Source organism: Methanolobus tindarius DSM 2278, assembly GCF_000504205.1.
GTDB classification, from domain to species: Archaea; Halobacteriota; Methanosarcinia; order Methanosarcinales; family Methanosarcinaceae; genus Methanolobus; species Methanolobus tindarius.
Window position 1 is genome coordinate 616,895 of the sequence record NZ_AZAJ01000001.1, and the last position, 15,210, is coordinate 632,104.

At 40.6% G+C, this 15,210-nt stretch carries 13 protein-coding genes; 3 read left to right on the top strand and 10 right to left on the bottom strand.

Annotated elements, in window-relative coordinates; all coding sequences use genetic code 11:
* The first annotated feature begins 78 nt into the window (after positions 1 to 78).
* Positions 79 to 1,587, top strand: coding sequence for a serine--tRNA ligase (locus METTI_RS02815; RefSeq protein WP_048135742.1), 1,509 nt, complete (start codon positions 79 to 81; stop codon positions 1,585 to 1,587).
* Between the two features lie 102 nt (positions 1,588 to 1,689).
* Here METTI_RS02815 and thiE read toward each other — a convergent pair whose 3' ends face one another.
* Together thiE and thiM are read right to left on the bottom strand one after the other, a co-directional pair.
* Entirely contained in the window at positions 1,690 to 2,340 is a 651-nt protein-coding gene (thiE, locus tag METTI_RS02820) for a thiamine phosphate synthase (protein WP_023844302.1), read from the bottom strand.
* Positions 2,341 to 2,345: 5 nt separating this feature from the next.
* Positions 2,346 to 3,131: a hydroxyethylthiazole kinase gene (thiM, locus tag METTI_RS02825; protein WP_023844303.1), complete on the bottom strand. Its 786-nt coding sequence runs from the start codon at positions 3,129 to 3,131 to the stop codon at positions 2,346 to 2,348.
* Positions 3,132 to 3,480: 349 nt separating this feature from the next.
* Here thiM and METTI_RS02830 point away from each other — a divergent pair, with 349 nt between their 5' ends.
* Positions 3,481 to 4,071: a 30S ribosomal protein S3ae gene (locus METTI_RS02830; RefSeq protein ID WP_023844304.1), complete on the top strand. Its 591-nt coding sequence runs from the start codon at positions 3,481 to 3,483 to the stop codon at positions 4,069 to 4,071.
* Positions 4,072 to 4,174: 103 nt separating this feature from the next.
* Here METTI_RS02830 and METTI_RS02835 read toward each other — a convergent pair whose 3' ends face one another.
* The 6 genes from METTI_RS02835 to METTI_RS02860 form a co-directional block, all read right to left on the bottom strand.
* On the bottom strand, positions 4,175 to 4,447 hold the full coding sequence (locus METTI_RS02835) for a hypothetical protein (RefSeq protein ID WP_023844305.1): 273 nt from the start codon (positions 4,445 to 4,447) through the stop codon (positions 4,175 to 4,177).
* 97 nt (positions 4,448 to 4,544) lie between these two features.
* Positions 4,545 to 5,513: a YbgA family protein gene (locus tag METTI_RS02840; RefSeq protein WP_048135746.1), complete on the bottom strand. Its 969-nt coding sequence runs from the start codon at positions 5,511 to 5,513 to the stop codon at positions 4,545 to 4,547.
* Positions 5,514 to 5,596: 83 nt separating this feature from the next.
* Positions 5,597 to 7,258 (bottom strand): NosD domain-containing protein, encoded by a 1,662-nt coding sequence (locus METTI_RS02845; protein ID WP_048135079.1) that lies wholly within the window; start codon positions 7,256 to 7,258, stop codon positions 5,597 to 5,599.
* Positions 7,259 to 7,560: 302 nt separating this feature from the next.
* Positions 7,561 to 9,270 (bottom strand): glutamate--tRNA ligase, encoded by a 1,710-nt coding sequence (locus tag METTI_RS02850; protein ID WP_023844308.1) that lies wholly within the window; start codon positions 9,268 to 9,270, stop codon positions 7,561 to 7,563.
* Positions 9,271 to 9,432: 162 nt separating this feature from the next.
* The gene (locus METTI_RS02855) at positions 9,433 to 9,732 is read right to left on the bottom strand and encodes a hypothetical protein (protein ID WP_023844309.1); all 300 of its coding nucleotides are present in this window, start codon (positions 9,730 to 9,732) and stop codon (positions 9,433 to 9,435) included.
* Positions 9,732 to 10,463, bottom strand: a complete 732-nt coding sequence (locus tag METTI_RS02860) for a fumarylacetoacetate hydrolase family protein (protein ID WP_023844310.1) — start codon at positions 10,461 to 10,463, stop codon at positions 9,732 to 9,734. The genes METTI_RS02855 and METTI_RS02860 overlap by 1 nt, the downstream gene beginning before the upstream one ends.
* 304 nt (positions 10,464 to 10,767) lie before the next feature.
* Here METTI_RS02860 and METTI_RS02865 point away from each other — a divergent pair, with 304 nt between their 5' ends.
* Positions 10,768 to 13,014 carry a DUF3160 domain-containing protein gene (locus METTI_RS02865; RefSeq protein WP_023844311.1) on the top strand — a complete coding sequence of 749 codons (2,247 nt, stop codon included), beginning with the start codon at positions 10,768 to 10,770 and terminating at the stop codon, positions 13,012 to 13,014.
* Positions 13,015 to 13,312: 298 nt separating this feature from the next.
* On the opposite strand, the gene METTI_RS02870 is transcribed toward METTI_RS02865, so the two are convergent.
* Complete coding sequence (locus METTI_RS02870; RefSeq protein ID WP_023844312.1) at positions 13,313 to 14,419, bottom strand: tetratricopeptide repeat protein; 1,107 nt, start codon at positions 14,417 to 14,419, stop codon at positions 13,313 to 13,315.
* A 196-nt stretch (positions 14,420 to 14,615) separates the two neighbouring features.
* Positions 14,616 to 15,149: a putative ATP-dependent zinc protease gene (locus METTI_RS02875; protein ID WP_048135081.1), complete on the bottom strand. Its 534-nt coding sequence runs from the start codon at positions 15,147 to 15,149 to the stop codon at positions 14,616 to 14,618.
* Positions 15,150 to 15,210 lie beyond the last annotated feature (61 nt).

Here is a 15,210-nt window from a genome sequence, read left to right on the forward strand (position 1 = left end):
GAGGAATGGAAATCTATGGAAGCAAAGAAAAGAGATGAATGCTGTCCGGCAGATAAACCGGAAGGTGCAGGAATAGCAATCGACTTTAAGTTCAGGCTGGAGTGTGCACTTAAGACAAGTGCCGATGCGACTCAGGTTGCAGAAGTTGTTGATGCATATATCCATGAAGCTAATCACAGTATTCTTACCAAGGGTGCACCGGAAGGACAGGGTGCAAAAGTCACAGGATGGAAAGTAGAGGGAGACAGGATTAAACTCATTATTGAATCCGGCAGACATGTACGTGTCCACGATGCACTGCTCCGTATGAGAAAACCTCTTGCAGGAAAACTTGGAAAAGAGTTCAAGATTGGTATCCGTGGAGTTGAGGTAGAGTCATTCACAATTGAAGTTCCTTCTGAAAAAGAACTACCTCCAATGAAGATTCCTTATGTTACTGAAATGACATATACAGATGGAATTATCAAGTTAGTTCTTGATGTTGATGAATCTGCGATGTCTAACCGTGTGCCAGACAGGATCCTCTCCCTCATGGAAGACAAGATAGAGCAGCAGTCCTACGGTGGAAAGACAGAACACTGGAATATCCTCTGGCAGAGCGAGAAAAAAGACCACAAATTCAACGAAGACCCGACCAAGGCAATGATGGAAGCCGGATGGCTTAAAAGAGGTGCCAGCAGGGGACAGTGGATACATGGTCCGCAGTCTACAAGGATGTTCAGGACTTTTGAGAGAATAGTTCTTGAGGAACTTCTCGAGCCCCTTGGCTACAGGGAAATGATCTTCCCGAAACTTGTACCATGGGAAGTCTGGCAGAAATCAGGACATGCAAAAGGTGTCTATCCTGAGATTTACTATGTCTGTCCTCCAAAGACAAGGGATCCTGAGTTCTGGGAAGAGGTTATTGATCATTACAAGGTAACCCTTGAAGTTCCAACTTCACTTATCAAGGAGAAGATTGGAGACCCTATCGGCGGAATGTGCTATGCCCAGTGTCCTCCTTTCTGGACATACCTGCAGGGTGAGACTGTACCAACCGACGAGTTCCCGATAAAGGTTTTCGACAGGTCAGGAACCTCACACAGGTATGAGAGTGGCGGAATCCATGGTATGGAACGTGTTGATGAGTTCCACAGAATCGAGATTCTCTGGGTAGGAAACAAGGAACAGGTTATCAAGACTGCAAATGAACTCCATGAAAAGTACATGTACATTTTCAACGAGATCCTTGATCTTGAATGGAGAAAGGCATGGGTGACTCCATGGTTTATGGCACAGGAAGGACTTACCGGTGTTTCCGAGCAGACTGAAGCAGGTACAACAGATTATGAAGCTGTACTTCCTTACCGTGGTGAGGATGCTGAATGGCTGGAATTCCAGAATGTCAGCGTCAACGGAAACAAATATCCGTCAGGATTTAATGTCAAGTGCCAGTCCGGTGAGGAACTCTGGTCCGGATGTTCCGGTGTGGGACTTGAAAGGTGGGCTTCCGCTTTCTTTGCACAGAAAGGAATTGACCCTGAAAACTGGCCTGAGGAATTCAGGAAAAGAGCAGGAGAGATACCAAGAGGAATTAAATTCCTCTAATCTTTACTCCTTTGGTTTTTATTTAAATTGAAGTTCTGGTGGAGAAATCCATCAGAGCGACTTATTTTCAAAATCAAAAAAGACGTTTCACTTAATTTAGAGTTATATTTGTGATCTGGTTCTTTGTATCAGGTCAATAAATTCCCTGGTTTCTTTTTCCACATCATCACTGCAAACAATTGCAGAAATAGCAACCAGACTGTCAGCTCCACCAATAATCACGCTTTCACTGTTCTTTTTATTGATGCCACCTATAGCTACAATAGGAATTTTTATAGCATCTTTTACAGGACGAATGCTTTCAGGACCGATTCCATCCCCTGCATCTTTTTTAGTTGAAGTATTGAAAATAGGGCTGAGTCCTACATAATCAGCACCCATTCTTTCAGCTTCAAGGGCTTCCTCAACATTATGAACAGTAAGACCGATTATTTTGTCAGGACCAAGAAGATCTCTTGCAGCGTCCATAGGCATATCGTCCTGTCCAATATGGACACCATCTGCATCAACAGCCAGAGCGACATCAACCCGGTCATTTACAAGGAAAATAGACTCGCTGCCGCAAAGTGCCTTGATCTGTTCTGCTTCAAGTATCATGTCCTTTGTACTGATGGACTTTTCACGATACTGTATAATTCTGCATCCTGCAGCAACAGCTTTTTCCACATCTGAAAGTGTACCTTTTTTTGACAGACCTGAGTCCGTCACAAGATAGAAATCAATTTCATCCAGCAATACTCTTTTGTCAGTCATCGGTTTCAGCACTCTTCAAAGTTCATCATGGACTGTGCTTTTTTATCGGAAAGATTGTAGACCTCATCATAGAGATACATCTTAAAGGTCCCAGGACCTTCAGACTTTTCAGCTGCAAGCTGTCCTGCAATTCCGAAATAGCAGAGTGCATCCTTTGCAGCTTCACAGAGGTCTGAGTTTACTCCGGCAAAAGATCCGATAATTGATGCAGCCATGCATCCTGTCCCGACAATAGAACCCATTAGTGCATGTCCGTTCTTAACAACGAATGTCCTTTCTCCATCGCTGATGATATCCTCAACACCTGTCATTACAACTACACATGACCTGGCTTTTGCAAATTCTTTTGCAACCTTTTTCGGATCAGCTTCAATGGATGTGGCTTCTACCCCTCTTGTAATTGCATTTTCACCTGCAAGTTTTGCAATCTCGGAATAGTTGCCTTTGATAATATCCACACGAACTGAATCAAGTATTTTTGCAGCCATCTCATCACGGAACTTTGTTGCACCGACTCCTACCGCATCAAGGACTACGGGCATATCCTTCTCGTTTGCAGCTTTTGCTGAAAGGAGCATTGCATCGATGAGTTCTGTTGTAAGGGTTCCGATATTCAGGACAAAAACTGTGGAAATGCCGGTCATATCTGCACATTCTTCCGGTGCATGAGCCATTATCGGAAGAGCACCGAAGGCTCTTGTGATATTTGCACAATCATAGATAGTTACCCAGTTTGTGATGTGATGTACCAGTGGTTTCGATTCCCTAATAGATTCAAGTGGATTTTTCATTGAAGTGCCCCTTTAAGTTTTTGAAATTAATATTATAATTGATACTTTATGAAATTAACACATACAACATATACGGTTATCAGTAGTTCAACTTTGATTGCCATAGAGAAGTATTTATTCATAAAATACTTTTTGTAACCACTATTTCCTGAATCCAGACTTGATACAGGCTTCTTCTAAATCCGGACTAACCGATTTGTTTATATATGGACATGCATACTATAGAGAGCCAATTTATCAGTGCATACATTATATCATAATTATTTATGACAGCTCGTTGAACAATTACAGATTACAAATATTCATTAAATTATATCATTAAATCACACTCATCTGGAGGAATTATTACTTGGCAAGGAAAGTGCAGAGAAAGTTAGACAAATGGAAGTCAAAGACATGGTACAACGTAGAAACACCGGAATTCATCAGCAGGACAAACATTGGAGTTACCCCTGCAGAAGAGCCTGAACAGCTCATAGGTCGTATCGTTGAAACCACAGTCGGCGAGATTGCTAACGATTTCACAAAGCATAACACAAAGCTCAGACTCGAGATCGACAATGTCAGCGGTGACATTGCAAACACAAGATTCCTCGGTCACGAGATTACAACAGATTACCTTCGCTCAATTGTAAAGCGTCAGACCTCAAGAATCGATGCAAACCTTGATGTTAAGACAAAGGACGGATACGTCATCAGAGTAAAGCCAATATGCTTCACTGTAAAGAGAGCAAGAACCAGCCAGATCAAAGGCATCAGAGAAGTAATGGCTAAGATCGTACTGGAACGTGCAGCAGAGCTTAACTTCGAGCAGTTTATCGAAGAAGCAATCATGGGCAAGCTTTCCGCAAACATCTACAGGAACGCAAAGTCCATCTACCCACTCAGAAGGGTGGAAATCAGGAAGACAGAAGTAAAAACTGTCCCTGCAAAAGTTTAAACATAAATCTAATTTAAAGCTAAAAACAATAGGTGGTTAAATCCACCTGTTACATACTTTTTTAATTAATTGCGCCTCGGAAGCGTAGCTTTTTAGCTTCATTTTATTCAGAAATACGTGCCTTACTTTCGTACTCGTCACGTATCAGTTTCATCATCCTTGGATTGGCATCGATAACAAAGGCACCTATGTAACCACAATACTTGCAGTGGTAAAGACCTTCAGTCCCACCTGCTTCATAATAGAGTTCCGGACTGCCACATACAGGACAAACTTCTATCAAATTTTCATCTTCATCAGATTCCTGAATATCTGCCAGTTCAATATCATTATTGTCTTCCACAATAGCATCTCCTTTAGATTCCCCACGTGACATGTACCGACAATACAATATGGAAATTCAAACGATATGAAAGTATCTGATACTGATAAGTGTGTGTTGAGATATTCATCATTTTTACAATTCATGAAAACTAAACAGATAATTCCGGTGGATACGGACAGAAAAGTGTCTGTTTTGAAAGATATTCAACATCATATTTTTCTGCCATTACCATGAACCATTGCCTTAATTCGAATATCAAAGATCCATCTGTCCTTAGCTTTTGTAATTGCTGCATGAACCAGAACTTTTCACCGGCACTTAAATGTCGTGAAAAATAACCGAATGAATGCATTAAAGCATTGATAACATGACCACTTTGAGGAGTCTCTGAGATAATCTGCGTCAAAAGTTTACTGTAATCCTCATACACTTTCTCAACCGGGAGATTATCCCTGTTAGCGATAATATTTCCCATCGCTGTCATTGTACGCTTTTCATAAGCCATGAAAAGCAGCTTGTTTGCAGTATGAAACTGCACCAGTGTATGATGTTTGCATGAAACGGATGCATCCCTGAAAGATGCCAGAACAAATACCTGCGTAAGAAAATGGTCCCTCTTCATCGGGTCTTTAAATTGTTCCTCATCTATGACAGGAATTTCCGGGTACCTATGAACTACTGTTTCTGCAAAGAATCCGTTCCCTTCATGATGAGTGTACTCTTCAGTCTCAGTATCAGGAAATACTTTAGTAGTACCAATTCCGCATGAAGGTGATTTAGATTTGAGTATGAAACCATCAAAATCATCCAGTTTTTCAAGGTAGAACCTTGAAAATGATGTCATCTTATCAGTCAAATCAATTCCTGTTGCCGGTTGTATCAGTTTCCTGTTACTGACATCAGCTTCGGTATCTTCAACTATGAGTATAGGTTCTCTGGGAATCCCAAGTCCGATATCATACTCAGGACACACATCAATAAGTTCAACAAATGGTTTCATGGCTTCTGCTAAAGGAAATGAAACTATTTGCCCATCATAGCGACAGTTATCAAAACCAAGACATCTGCTAATAACAATTATAGGGCGTGAAAAACTGCATTTGGGATGAGATTCCATATTAAGTAAAACAGTAAACTGGAAAAAAGACTTTTTGGATAAACTCAGTAATAAAAATGAAATTAAATGAAAAGGATTGAAAATCAATCCTTTCTCCTGTGAATTAATACTATTGATAGCATACAAACCATACCAACTAAAATGCTAAATCCAGGAGTACTGTTACTTTCTGTTTTTTCAACCAGTGAACCTGCTGTAGAACCTGTCTCTGCACCTTCATTCCCAACATCTGATGGTTCTTCAGGAGTAGATTGTAAAGGAGTTTCCTCAAGATCAGCAACTCCAGCATTCTGCTTATCAACTGTTTCGTCTTCAGAGGTTTCTTCCGGAGAAATAATTCTCAGAGAAGTACCAGTACTGCCACCAGATGATTTTTTACTGCTGCTTCCGGTAGAAGTTGTAACTGGGGTTACTATCTGCAAGTCAGTCTTTGCAGTATCTTTTACTGAAGTTGAGTTGATATTACCTGAAGTATCCACAGTCATGATGACTATCTCATAGACCGTATCCTGAACAAGTCCAGTTGCATTGAATGACTCAGTAGAAGTAATTCCTGAGATAGTACCGTCAATGTATACTATGCTGTGGTTGAAATCAAGATCTGCAGGATTAGTCCAGCTCCAGTTTATCCATGTATATCCAGTCTCTGATTCATTAAGACCGATTACGGACGCAGGTGCAGTACCATCAAGTGTTGTGGCAGTGTCATTGACCCAAATAGGTTTAACATTTCCAAGTACATCAACTGTTTTTATTCCTATTTCATATTTTGTTGAATCTGAAAGTCCTGTTGCATTGAAAGACTCTTCACTGGTATTGGTAAGAAAAACACCATCCAGATATACCATACTATGATTGAACATTGAATCAGAAGGATTGGTCCAGTTCCATACTATCCATTCAGTCCCAACAGCAGATTCATCCAAGCCGGAAACATCACCTATAGGTGCAAAACCTCCAAGAGGGAAATAATCTACATCTGCACCATAAACATAAGCTTCATCACAGATACCATCAGCATCAGCATCTATATGTGTCTGACTGAAGCCTGTTCCATCAGGTCTGCCCCAGTAGTTACCACCCATATATGAACCTCCGATAATGTTGACACCTGGACTTCTAGTTGTGTTCCAGATACTTACAGCACTTGCTGAGAAATGATTGTATCTGTTCATCAAATAATTGTTGTAGAAAAGATTGTTTGATATGTACATATCATTAAAAACTATTCCGTAATCAGTATTGAAGGAAATATTGTTTCCTGTAATAGTATTATAAGAAGAAGTACCGTAGTAGCTTGAATCAATATAGACACCGTATTTGTTATTTGTGATAGTATTATCAGCGAACAAGTTATAGTTTGCATTCTTTATTATTATGCCATTACCAGTAAGATATCCACTGATAGTATTCTTCTCTATGGTTAAGTTGCGTCCTTCATAGGAATAAATACCATAAGAACCTCCGAGAAGTGTCCCATTGATATTAAAGCCTGTGATAGTCACATTACGTGCATAATTTGCATCGAAACCAGCTACCATCGTATCAACTTGATTAGCTGATTCTGACATTATTATGACATCTGTCTTATATTGAAGATCGACGATTTCCGAATAAATACCGGGTTTAACAAGAATGGTATCACCAGATGATACGGCTGTTACCGCAGAACTGATTGATGTGTATGTTTCACCTGGGCCAACCGTTAGTGTCGCTGCAGAAGCGGAGCTTACGAATACTGCCATGAATATTCCAAAAATAAAAAGTGTCGCTACTGATTTTTGTAAATTATTGCAAAGAGTGTTTGTTTTTTGTTGTTTATTATATACCACCAAGATTACCTCCAGCCAATTGGATAATCTAAAGCTGTTTTTTTAAAAAGAAATTCAGCCTAAATGTGCAACCATGCACAATTATATAAACATTTCTTTATTTACGCCGTTAACTTGCGAATATGAAAAGTTCATCATAATGAGGAAATAACAAAACAGAGTTGCAAGCTAACGATTAAGAAAAAAGAAAAATAAGAAAGGATTTTAGAATCCTTTCACTTATGTGTGTAATAAGCTACAACTTCATCGTCAACAGAGTCGATACGGCAGAAACCGAATCTTTCGAACTGAACTATCTTATCAAGTTCTGTTGTAACTTGCTTTTCGCCGATACCGGTAAACTCTCCGTCAGGTGACATTACTTTTACAGTAACACCATCCATTGGAGCCCAGTGGATGATTCTCATCTTTTCCTTTTTCACGGACTCGATTGAATCTCCGATATGCTTTGCCTGCAGAGGTTCTGTGGAAGTTATCTCCACATTAAAAAGGTCCTTAAGTCTGAGTTTTGAACCTACCTGGAATTTTTCAGCATCCTCACTGCAGATATACACCTTATCAGCAACGTCTATCTCACGGCATCCTCTGTCTTCTGTTGGATGTAGTGAAGGATTCACTGTGCATGGTTCTGTATCTGTGATTTCTATTTCAACCGGATCCCATACAAAGAAATACCTGTTTGCAATTGGGTCAACAAGCTTGCGGTTCTCTGCATAAAGTGTGTCCATACTGATGCTGACATCAGTTTCTCCGACACCCATTTCAATGAAGAACTTGCGAATAGCTTCAGGAAGAATACCTCTCCTGCGCATTGCACGGAGTGTTGGGAGACGTGGATCGTCCCAACCAGAGTACTCACCATCTTCAATAGACTTACGCAATGCACTGGTACTGAACTTACCAAACTCGTGCATCTTCACACGACCCCAGTGAGTTGTTTTCGGATATTCCCAGCCAAGATAATTGTAGATATATGTCTGACGTTTCTCACTGTCCATCAGGTCTTTACCCCTGATAATGTGGGTCATTCCAAGTTCATGGTCCTCAATGGCGCCTTCAAAGTCAAGAAGTGGCCAGACACAGTACTTGTCATCTACTTCCGGACGTGGATGAGGAACCTTAACAATCCTGAATGCTCCAAAATCACGGAGAGCAGGATCCTTGTGAGTAATATCAGTCTTTATACGAAGGACAGCAGATTTCTCCTCATACTCCCCGGCAAGCATCTTATCCCAATGCATGAGGTTCTCTTGCGGACTTAGATCCCTGTGAGGACATGCTTCCTTTGCATCCTTGAACTTCTTGAAATCTGCACCGTCACAGAAACAGACATATGCTTTTCCCATCTCAATGAGTTTTCTGGCATAGTCATAATACATTGGAATCCTGTCGGACGCAATGACTATCTCATCAGGGTCAGCACCGAGCCATTTACAGTCATCTACATACCAGTCGTAAGCTTCCATCATCGGGCGCTTTGTCTGAGGGTCAGTGTCATCGAAACGTATGATGAACTTACCACCATATTTCTTCACATATTCTGAATTGACAACGATACCACGGGTACTTCCAAGAGTTGGCGGACCATTGGGATTTGGTGCAAAACGCATAACGACCTGCTGTCCCTCTTCAACATCAAGTGCCTTAAGACCCTTATCAGGTTCCTTCTTTGTATTGAGCTCCTCTATGAGTTCAGGAGCAATAGCTTCAAGACGTGCCTGCCACTCTTCTGGAGTTTCCTTGGCAACTTCTGCAAGAACTTCCTGTATAACAGGTCCGACTTCCTTTGCCATTGGACGCAGGTGAGCACATTCGCCCATTACACGACCCATAACTGCACCGATCTGTGGTGCCTGGCCGTATTTTACAGCATTCTGCAATGCATATTTCTCTATGGTTTTTTTATCGTCATCAGTTAAAGTCATTATAGATCTCCGGGAAACTCAAATGTGAGCGTTAAATATCAACTATTATTAAGTTTCATGAACCCGAATCGCTTCGGGACTGCAACTATCAATATAGTAGAGTGAATTATAAGAACTGAACTTAAAATATATGGTCAGATAAAGCTGACCTGTTAATTTCATTTAAAAAGAAGTACCTATCTTTTTTACTGCTTCAGCTTTATCAATAAGTTCATTGATGTTCTGTTCAAAATCAGAAAGGAAATCCTTAACTGAATCTCCTGCAACCGCACCGTGAGATGAGGGTTTAATCAGTTGTTCCTGTTCAAGCACACGCAAAGAATAGCGCACTTTATGTGTTGGCATTCCGGTTTCCTCTGCAAGTTTGAGTATACCGATTGGTCCTCTTTCAACAACTACTTTTAAAACTTCCAAATGACGTTGGGAAAGTTCCAGCTCTTTGTTAACCTGATCGAATAGCATTATGCAACCTCGTTGACCAAAATTCCTATTCCTTCAATTTCCACTTCAACAACATCTCCCGGATGAATTTCACCTACCCCGGGAGGAGTTCCTGTTGCAATAATATCACCAACCTCCAGAGTCATAACTCCTGAAATGAATTCCAGCAGATAAGGAACATCAAATATCAGGTTGCTGATGTTAGAGTCCTGTTTTACCTCGCCATTTACACGACTTACAATAGTAGCATTCTCAGGGTCAAAATCATCAACAGGTACTACAAAAGGGCCCACCGGCGCAAATGTATCGAAACTCTTAGACCTTGTCCATTGTCCGTCTTTCTTCTGCAGATCACGGGCGGTCACATCGTTAAAACAGGTAAAGCCTGCAATTACATCGTAAGCCCTGTCGTAAGTTATATTCCTGCATCTTTTTCCTATAACAACAGCAAGTTCTGCTTCATAATCTACATGTGTGCTTATTTTCGGGTACATTATCTTTCCGTGATTCCCGATAATAGCTGAAGGTGGTTTTATAAATAAAATCGGCTCTTCAGGGACAGACATACCAAGTTCGGTAGCATGGTCGTGATAATTCAAACCCACACATACAATCTTTGATGGATTTGAAGGTGGAAGTATTTCCAGTTCGGAGAGTTCGCACTCCATAAAAGAGCCTTCCATGGAAGTGACTTTATTTCCATTAACTTCTCCGTAAAATACATTACCGTTATACCTGAATCGTCCAAACATTAGTGGAACTGTTTTGTTTTCATTCTAGATAAGGATGAGTATTGAAATTACGTGGGAGCAGAGGTCTGAGCATAATATTTAAACAAACCAGCAGATTTGAAGCTGAATTGACATCAGCAAATTTTCAGTGATCCTTACAATAAGTGTAACTGAACTTAAGAAAATGTAATATATATGCATACAATTTTTTTAAATATAACGTACAATAGTATTTGATATATACTAAATTCTAATAATTGTTAAATAATCTAATAACAATTTATATTTCATCTTCTGTTCACAAATTACAAACGGAAAAGAAAACATGCAATCAAAATCCACCAAGTTTCTCACACTGGCAACCGTTTTACTCTTTTTGTTCACTGGAGGATGTATTGATAATTCCAGTACGCCTAACAATACAAAAGAAACTATAGATAGTGTATCAATGCTGTCAACCAAAGAAGTGACTATTGATAAATCTGGAAGTAGGGAAATATCCTTCGGACAATACTACCATCTTGAACCGCTTGATGTTGAACTTCAGGCAGCACAATACAAATTTCCGCTTGATACACAGGACATAGCGAATTACGATGAATTCATCTCACATGTATCCCTCGATGAGAATGCTATTAAAAAAATTCAGAAAAATGGTTTTGTAGTTATGGAAAATCCCTTCGACCCGGAAGAAGAGATTATCACTGACATGTACGGAACACTTGAAGACAAGGACATCCCCATATTCATAACCTCAGACTCCCTGCTGCATTTATATCATATCCAGTTCGATGGAACACTGCGACGTATAGAGGAAAATGAGTTCTACAATACCATATGGGAAATAGACAACGAACTGCTCCAGAAATCCATAGAGGATTATGAAACGTCAACAGGAGAAACAAAAGAAGCGGCCAGAAGGAATATGGCGTATTTTGCAGTGGCGCTGAGTCTACTTGAGCCTGACGTTGAACAACTTGCAGTCGATGAAGAAGAGGCCTTATTCTCAGGAGATGGAAAGCTTAGTCCTGAAGAAGCCAGAGAGTACACATTTGAAATCCCTTATGATGTGAAGGAGGAAGTGGAAACAGAACTCACACTCATAGAGGGACATGAAGGATTTGCTCTCTCACCCATATTCAACTATCAGGAAGATTATTCCCAGTATGTCCCACGAGGACACTACACCTACTCGGAAAAGCTTAAAAACTATTTCAAGGCAGTCATGTGGCACGGCCGTATGAGCATGTTGCTTAAGGGTGACTTGATAGAGTCTGCAGATCCTGACCGGGATGCCAGGATACAGACACGGAGTGCCAGCCTTATAGCTTCTCATCTGGAAAACGAAGTGCAACTTATGGAAAGCTGGGAAAAGATTTACTCAGTAACCGCATTCTATGTTGGTTTTTCAGATGACCTGGGTCCATATGAGTACATAGAAGCCCTTAATTCTGTAATGGGAGGAAACGGGACAATAGAAGACCTTGATGTTGAAGCATTAAAGGCAGAACTTGCGATATACCAAAGTCCCGAAATATATGGCGGCACTGGGAATGTAATAATTGAGGGGACTGACCTTGAAGAACTAGACAGGTTACTTGAAGACACAGAAGGATTCAGGTTTATGGGCCAGAGATTCACACCGGATTCCTATATGTTCCAGAATCTTGTATATCCTGCCGTAGATGACAGGTTCATGCCGAAAAGCCTTGATGTAATGGCACTTCTCGGTTCGCAGAGAGCTTACGAGTACCTTGAAGCACAGGGAGACACTTCAAAGCCCGGATATACAGAACAGTACGGAAACCTCGAGACGGAATTTAATACTTTTACTGATTCGGAATGGTCAAGGAACCTGTATTGGTCTCATCTCTATACCCTGCAGCCTCTTATGAAGGATTACGGTACAGGATACCCAACTTTTATGCAAACGGAAGCGTGGCAGGATAAACAACTCACAACAAGTATGGCTTCATGGACAGAACTTCGGCATGATACAATACTCTATGCTAAACAGAGCTACGAGGTAAGATCAAGCCCTCCTCCTGAACCTGAGACGGAAAGAGTTGTGGGTTATGTCGAACCTGTGCCGGAATTCTACAACAGGCTACTTGCCCTTACACGCATGACTAATAGCGGTCTGGAGGAAATGGGAGTTCTTGATACCTACTCCATTATTCGCCTGGAAAAACTGGAAGACGTACTTGAAAGACTGGTAGAAATTTCAGAAAAGGAATTGCAGAATGAAGAACTCTCTGAGAAAGACTATGATTTTATTGAATCGTTTGGGCAAGAGCTTGAAAATGTGATGGTTGGTGTTGAAAAAGAACACCAGAAAACCACAATAGTGGCAGACGTGCATACTGACTCAGATTCAGGCAATGTGCTGGAAGAAGGTGTAGGATATGTGGATATGGTAGTCGTGGCCTATAAATTACCTGATGGCAGGATTCTCATGGGTGCTGGTCCTGTAATGACATATTATGAGTTTGAACAGCCAATGTCTGAGAGACTTACTGATGAGACGTGGGAGGATATGCTTGAAAGCTCTCCCCCTTCAAAAGCTGAGTAGACGAGCTCTTTTTCTGCATAATTAGAAATGAAAGTATTAGTAAACACCAGATGAAAGAGAGATATTCAGGTACCGATGAAAACAGTGAATATAATGAAAAATAGGCAAGGGCAATAAGTTATTCTAATCATCTAAAGGAAGTTAAATTGAATCGACTGGGGAATAAACCTGACAGATATGTAAAGGTATAATTGCTATCAATATGAGGTTTTCTACCGAGTTAAAAAAGAATGAAGATATCCTACAAACCGGATATCTCTTTTTATTTTGAACTCCTTTAACCTGCGACATAACAGTCTCAAAGTATCTTGGAGAGAATCAGGACAATTAGCATTGCTACAACGCCGACTGCCCAGAATTTGAGAGTTTCATTCAATGGTATCCTTATATCCACAAGATCAGCTCCTAAAATCGCAACTGGTTTAGAACCTGTTATGGTGCTGGAAGATGAATCATATCCTGCTGCCTGTCTTTTTGGTGCTTCAGGGACAGGAGGGACTGAAGCATCCACAGGTGTGCTTGCTGGAGCACTTGCAGGTTCAGACCTTATTGTTTCAGGTTCGGTTCTTCCAATTACATTTTCTTCTGCGGTGTAAGATGAAACAGGTTCCTGCGATGCCGGTGTGGATGGAGATGAAAATGTATCTTCCCTTTCTTCCACAGGCTCGGGAGATGAGAATACAGATGGTTCATCTCTTTCGACAACTGAAGGGGAACCTGAGATCACATCATGTTCTTCTGGTTCTGATGTTGAAACTGAACCGCTTCCAAAAACGTTCTCTTCTGGTTCTTCGCGGGATTCATACCCGAAGTCCTGTGTGGTAAATGTTTCTGGTTCAGGTTCCGCATCGAGATCTTCGATGAGCTCTTCCTGTCCTTCAACATAATCTTCGTTTGCATATGAAGGGGAGCCGTTGTCAGGCTCATCACCTGAGATTACATTGCTAAATATTGATTCGTCACCAACAGGTGTCTGGTATGATGAAACACCCTCATCAGAAGGTTCTTCTGTTGTGACTGGCTCAGGTTCAGAAGGAATTTCTTCTTCCACTATTTGTTCTTCAATTACCGGTGCAGGAGTCTCAGGCTCTGAAACATTGTCCTCCACTAAAGGAGCTGAAGACGCACTGGCTGATGATCCGGCTGTAGCACCAATCAGACCCTGATAGTCCGGATCGACCTCTATAGCAAGATCAAAGCTTTTTTTGGCTTCCTCAAAACGTCCCATTTTTTCAAGAGCTTTTCCTTTCTTGAACCATGCTTCAGCACTGTAAGGATCGATATCCAGTGATTTAGTATAATATTCTACCTGTTTATCAACCGTTTTGGCTGAATCACCCATTTTTATCCAGTTCTCAGCAGCTTTCTGCTTTTTCTTTGATTTTACGTCATCTAACATTCCCATGTAAACACCTTTTTCAAACCGGAAAGTTTTCCGTAAGAATTGATATAATCAGTACCTTTAACCCAGTCACTAAATTGCTTATCTATTTAATAACTGTATTGCATTTTTAATGCATGTATGAAGTATATAAAAATATATGCATTTAATTAGTGACTCAATTGGTCCATAAAAAGTTCTTGTAGTATTGATGTAAGTATCATTCCTTTACTTTTTCATATTCAAAAGCCCACATAGGAAGGCCTTCTATTTCCACATGATCCAGATGTTCCATCTCATGTGCAGCATAAAATGCGGAAGGGCCGGAGAATGATACTGTTTTTTCAGTAGATTCTTTTATGAATATTTTCTGTTTTGCTGTGCTGATTGAAGCTACTATTATCCTTTCAGCCCTGAGTGTAACTGAATAAGGCCTTGTGACAAGGGAACGCTCTTCCTTCCCACCACATTTTTCCAGTCTGTGAACAATGCCTTCCTTTGATACCCATTCGGGATTCAGCAACAACCACACTTCTTCAATAGTATGGCCTGTTTTGCTTTCCTTATAGTAGTCAGTAAAGACCTTCATCACAGAGATGCTTTTCAGGTCATTTGTGGAATAGCTCCATGCACCGCCAACTTTCAAAGAAAGGATCATTGGATAAAATGCATCCCTGGGAAGGTCGAATTTTCCAAATATTGCTTCTTCCCTTGTACTGAATTTGAGGATGGCTTTCATGTCGTTGACCTTCATGTTTCAAAATATGATTTACTTTGAAGATAGATAAAATAGCTGCATTAAACTTTAATATATA

What these genes read in the sequence shown, in the direction of transcription:
- METTI_RS02855 (WP_023844309.1), bottom strand. Translation starts at nt 9,732, where the DNA reads ATGCTATTCGATCAGGTTAACAAAGAGCTGGAACTTTCCCAACGTCAT.
- METTI_RS02860 (WP_023844310.1), bottom strand. Translation starts at nt 10,463, where the DNA reads ATGTTTGGACGATTCAGGTATAACGGTAATGTATTTTACGGAGAAGTT.
- METTI_RS02875 (WP_048135081.1), bottom strand. Translation starts at nt 15,149, where the DNA reads ATGAAGGTCAACGACATGAAAGCCATCCTCAAATTCAGTACAAGGGAA.
- thiM (WP_023844303.1), bottom strand. Translation starts at nt 3,131, where the DNA reads ATGAAAAATCCACTTGAATCTATTAGGGAATCGAAACCACTGGTACAT.
- METTI_RS02840 (WP_048135746.1), bottom strand. Translation starts at nt 5,513, where the DNA reads ATGGAATCTCATCCCAAATGCAGTTTTTCACGCCCTATAATTGTTATT.
- METTI_RS02835 (WP_023844305.1), bottom strand. Translation starts at nt 4,447, where the DNA reads ATGTCACGTGGGGAATCTAAAGGAGATGCTATTGTGGAAGACAATAAT.
- METTI_RS02850 (WP_023844308.1), bottom strand. Translation starts at nt 9,270, where the DNA reads ATGACTTTAACTGATGACGATAAAAAAACCATAGAGAAATATGCATTG.
- METTI_RS02845 (WP_048135079.1), bottom strand. Translation starts at nt 7,258, where the DNA reads ATGGCAGTATTCGTAAGCTCCGCTTCTGCAGCGACACTAACGGTTGGC.
- thiE (WP_023844302.1), bottom strand. Translation starts at nt 2,340, where the DNA reads ATGACTGACAAAAGAGTATTGCTGGATGAAATTGATTTCTATCTTGTG.
- METTI_RS02870 (WP_023844312.1), bottom strand. Translation starts at nt 14,419, where the DNA reads ATGGGAATGTTAGATGACGTAAAATCAAAGAAAAAGCAGAAAGCTGCT.
- METTI_RS02865 (WP_023844311.1), top strand. Translation starts at nt 10,768, where the DNA reads ATGCAATCAAAATCCACCAAGTTTCTCACACTGGCAACCGTTTTACTC.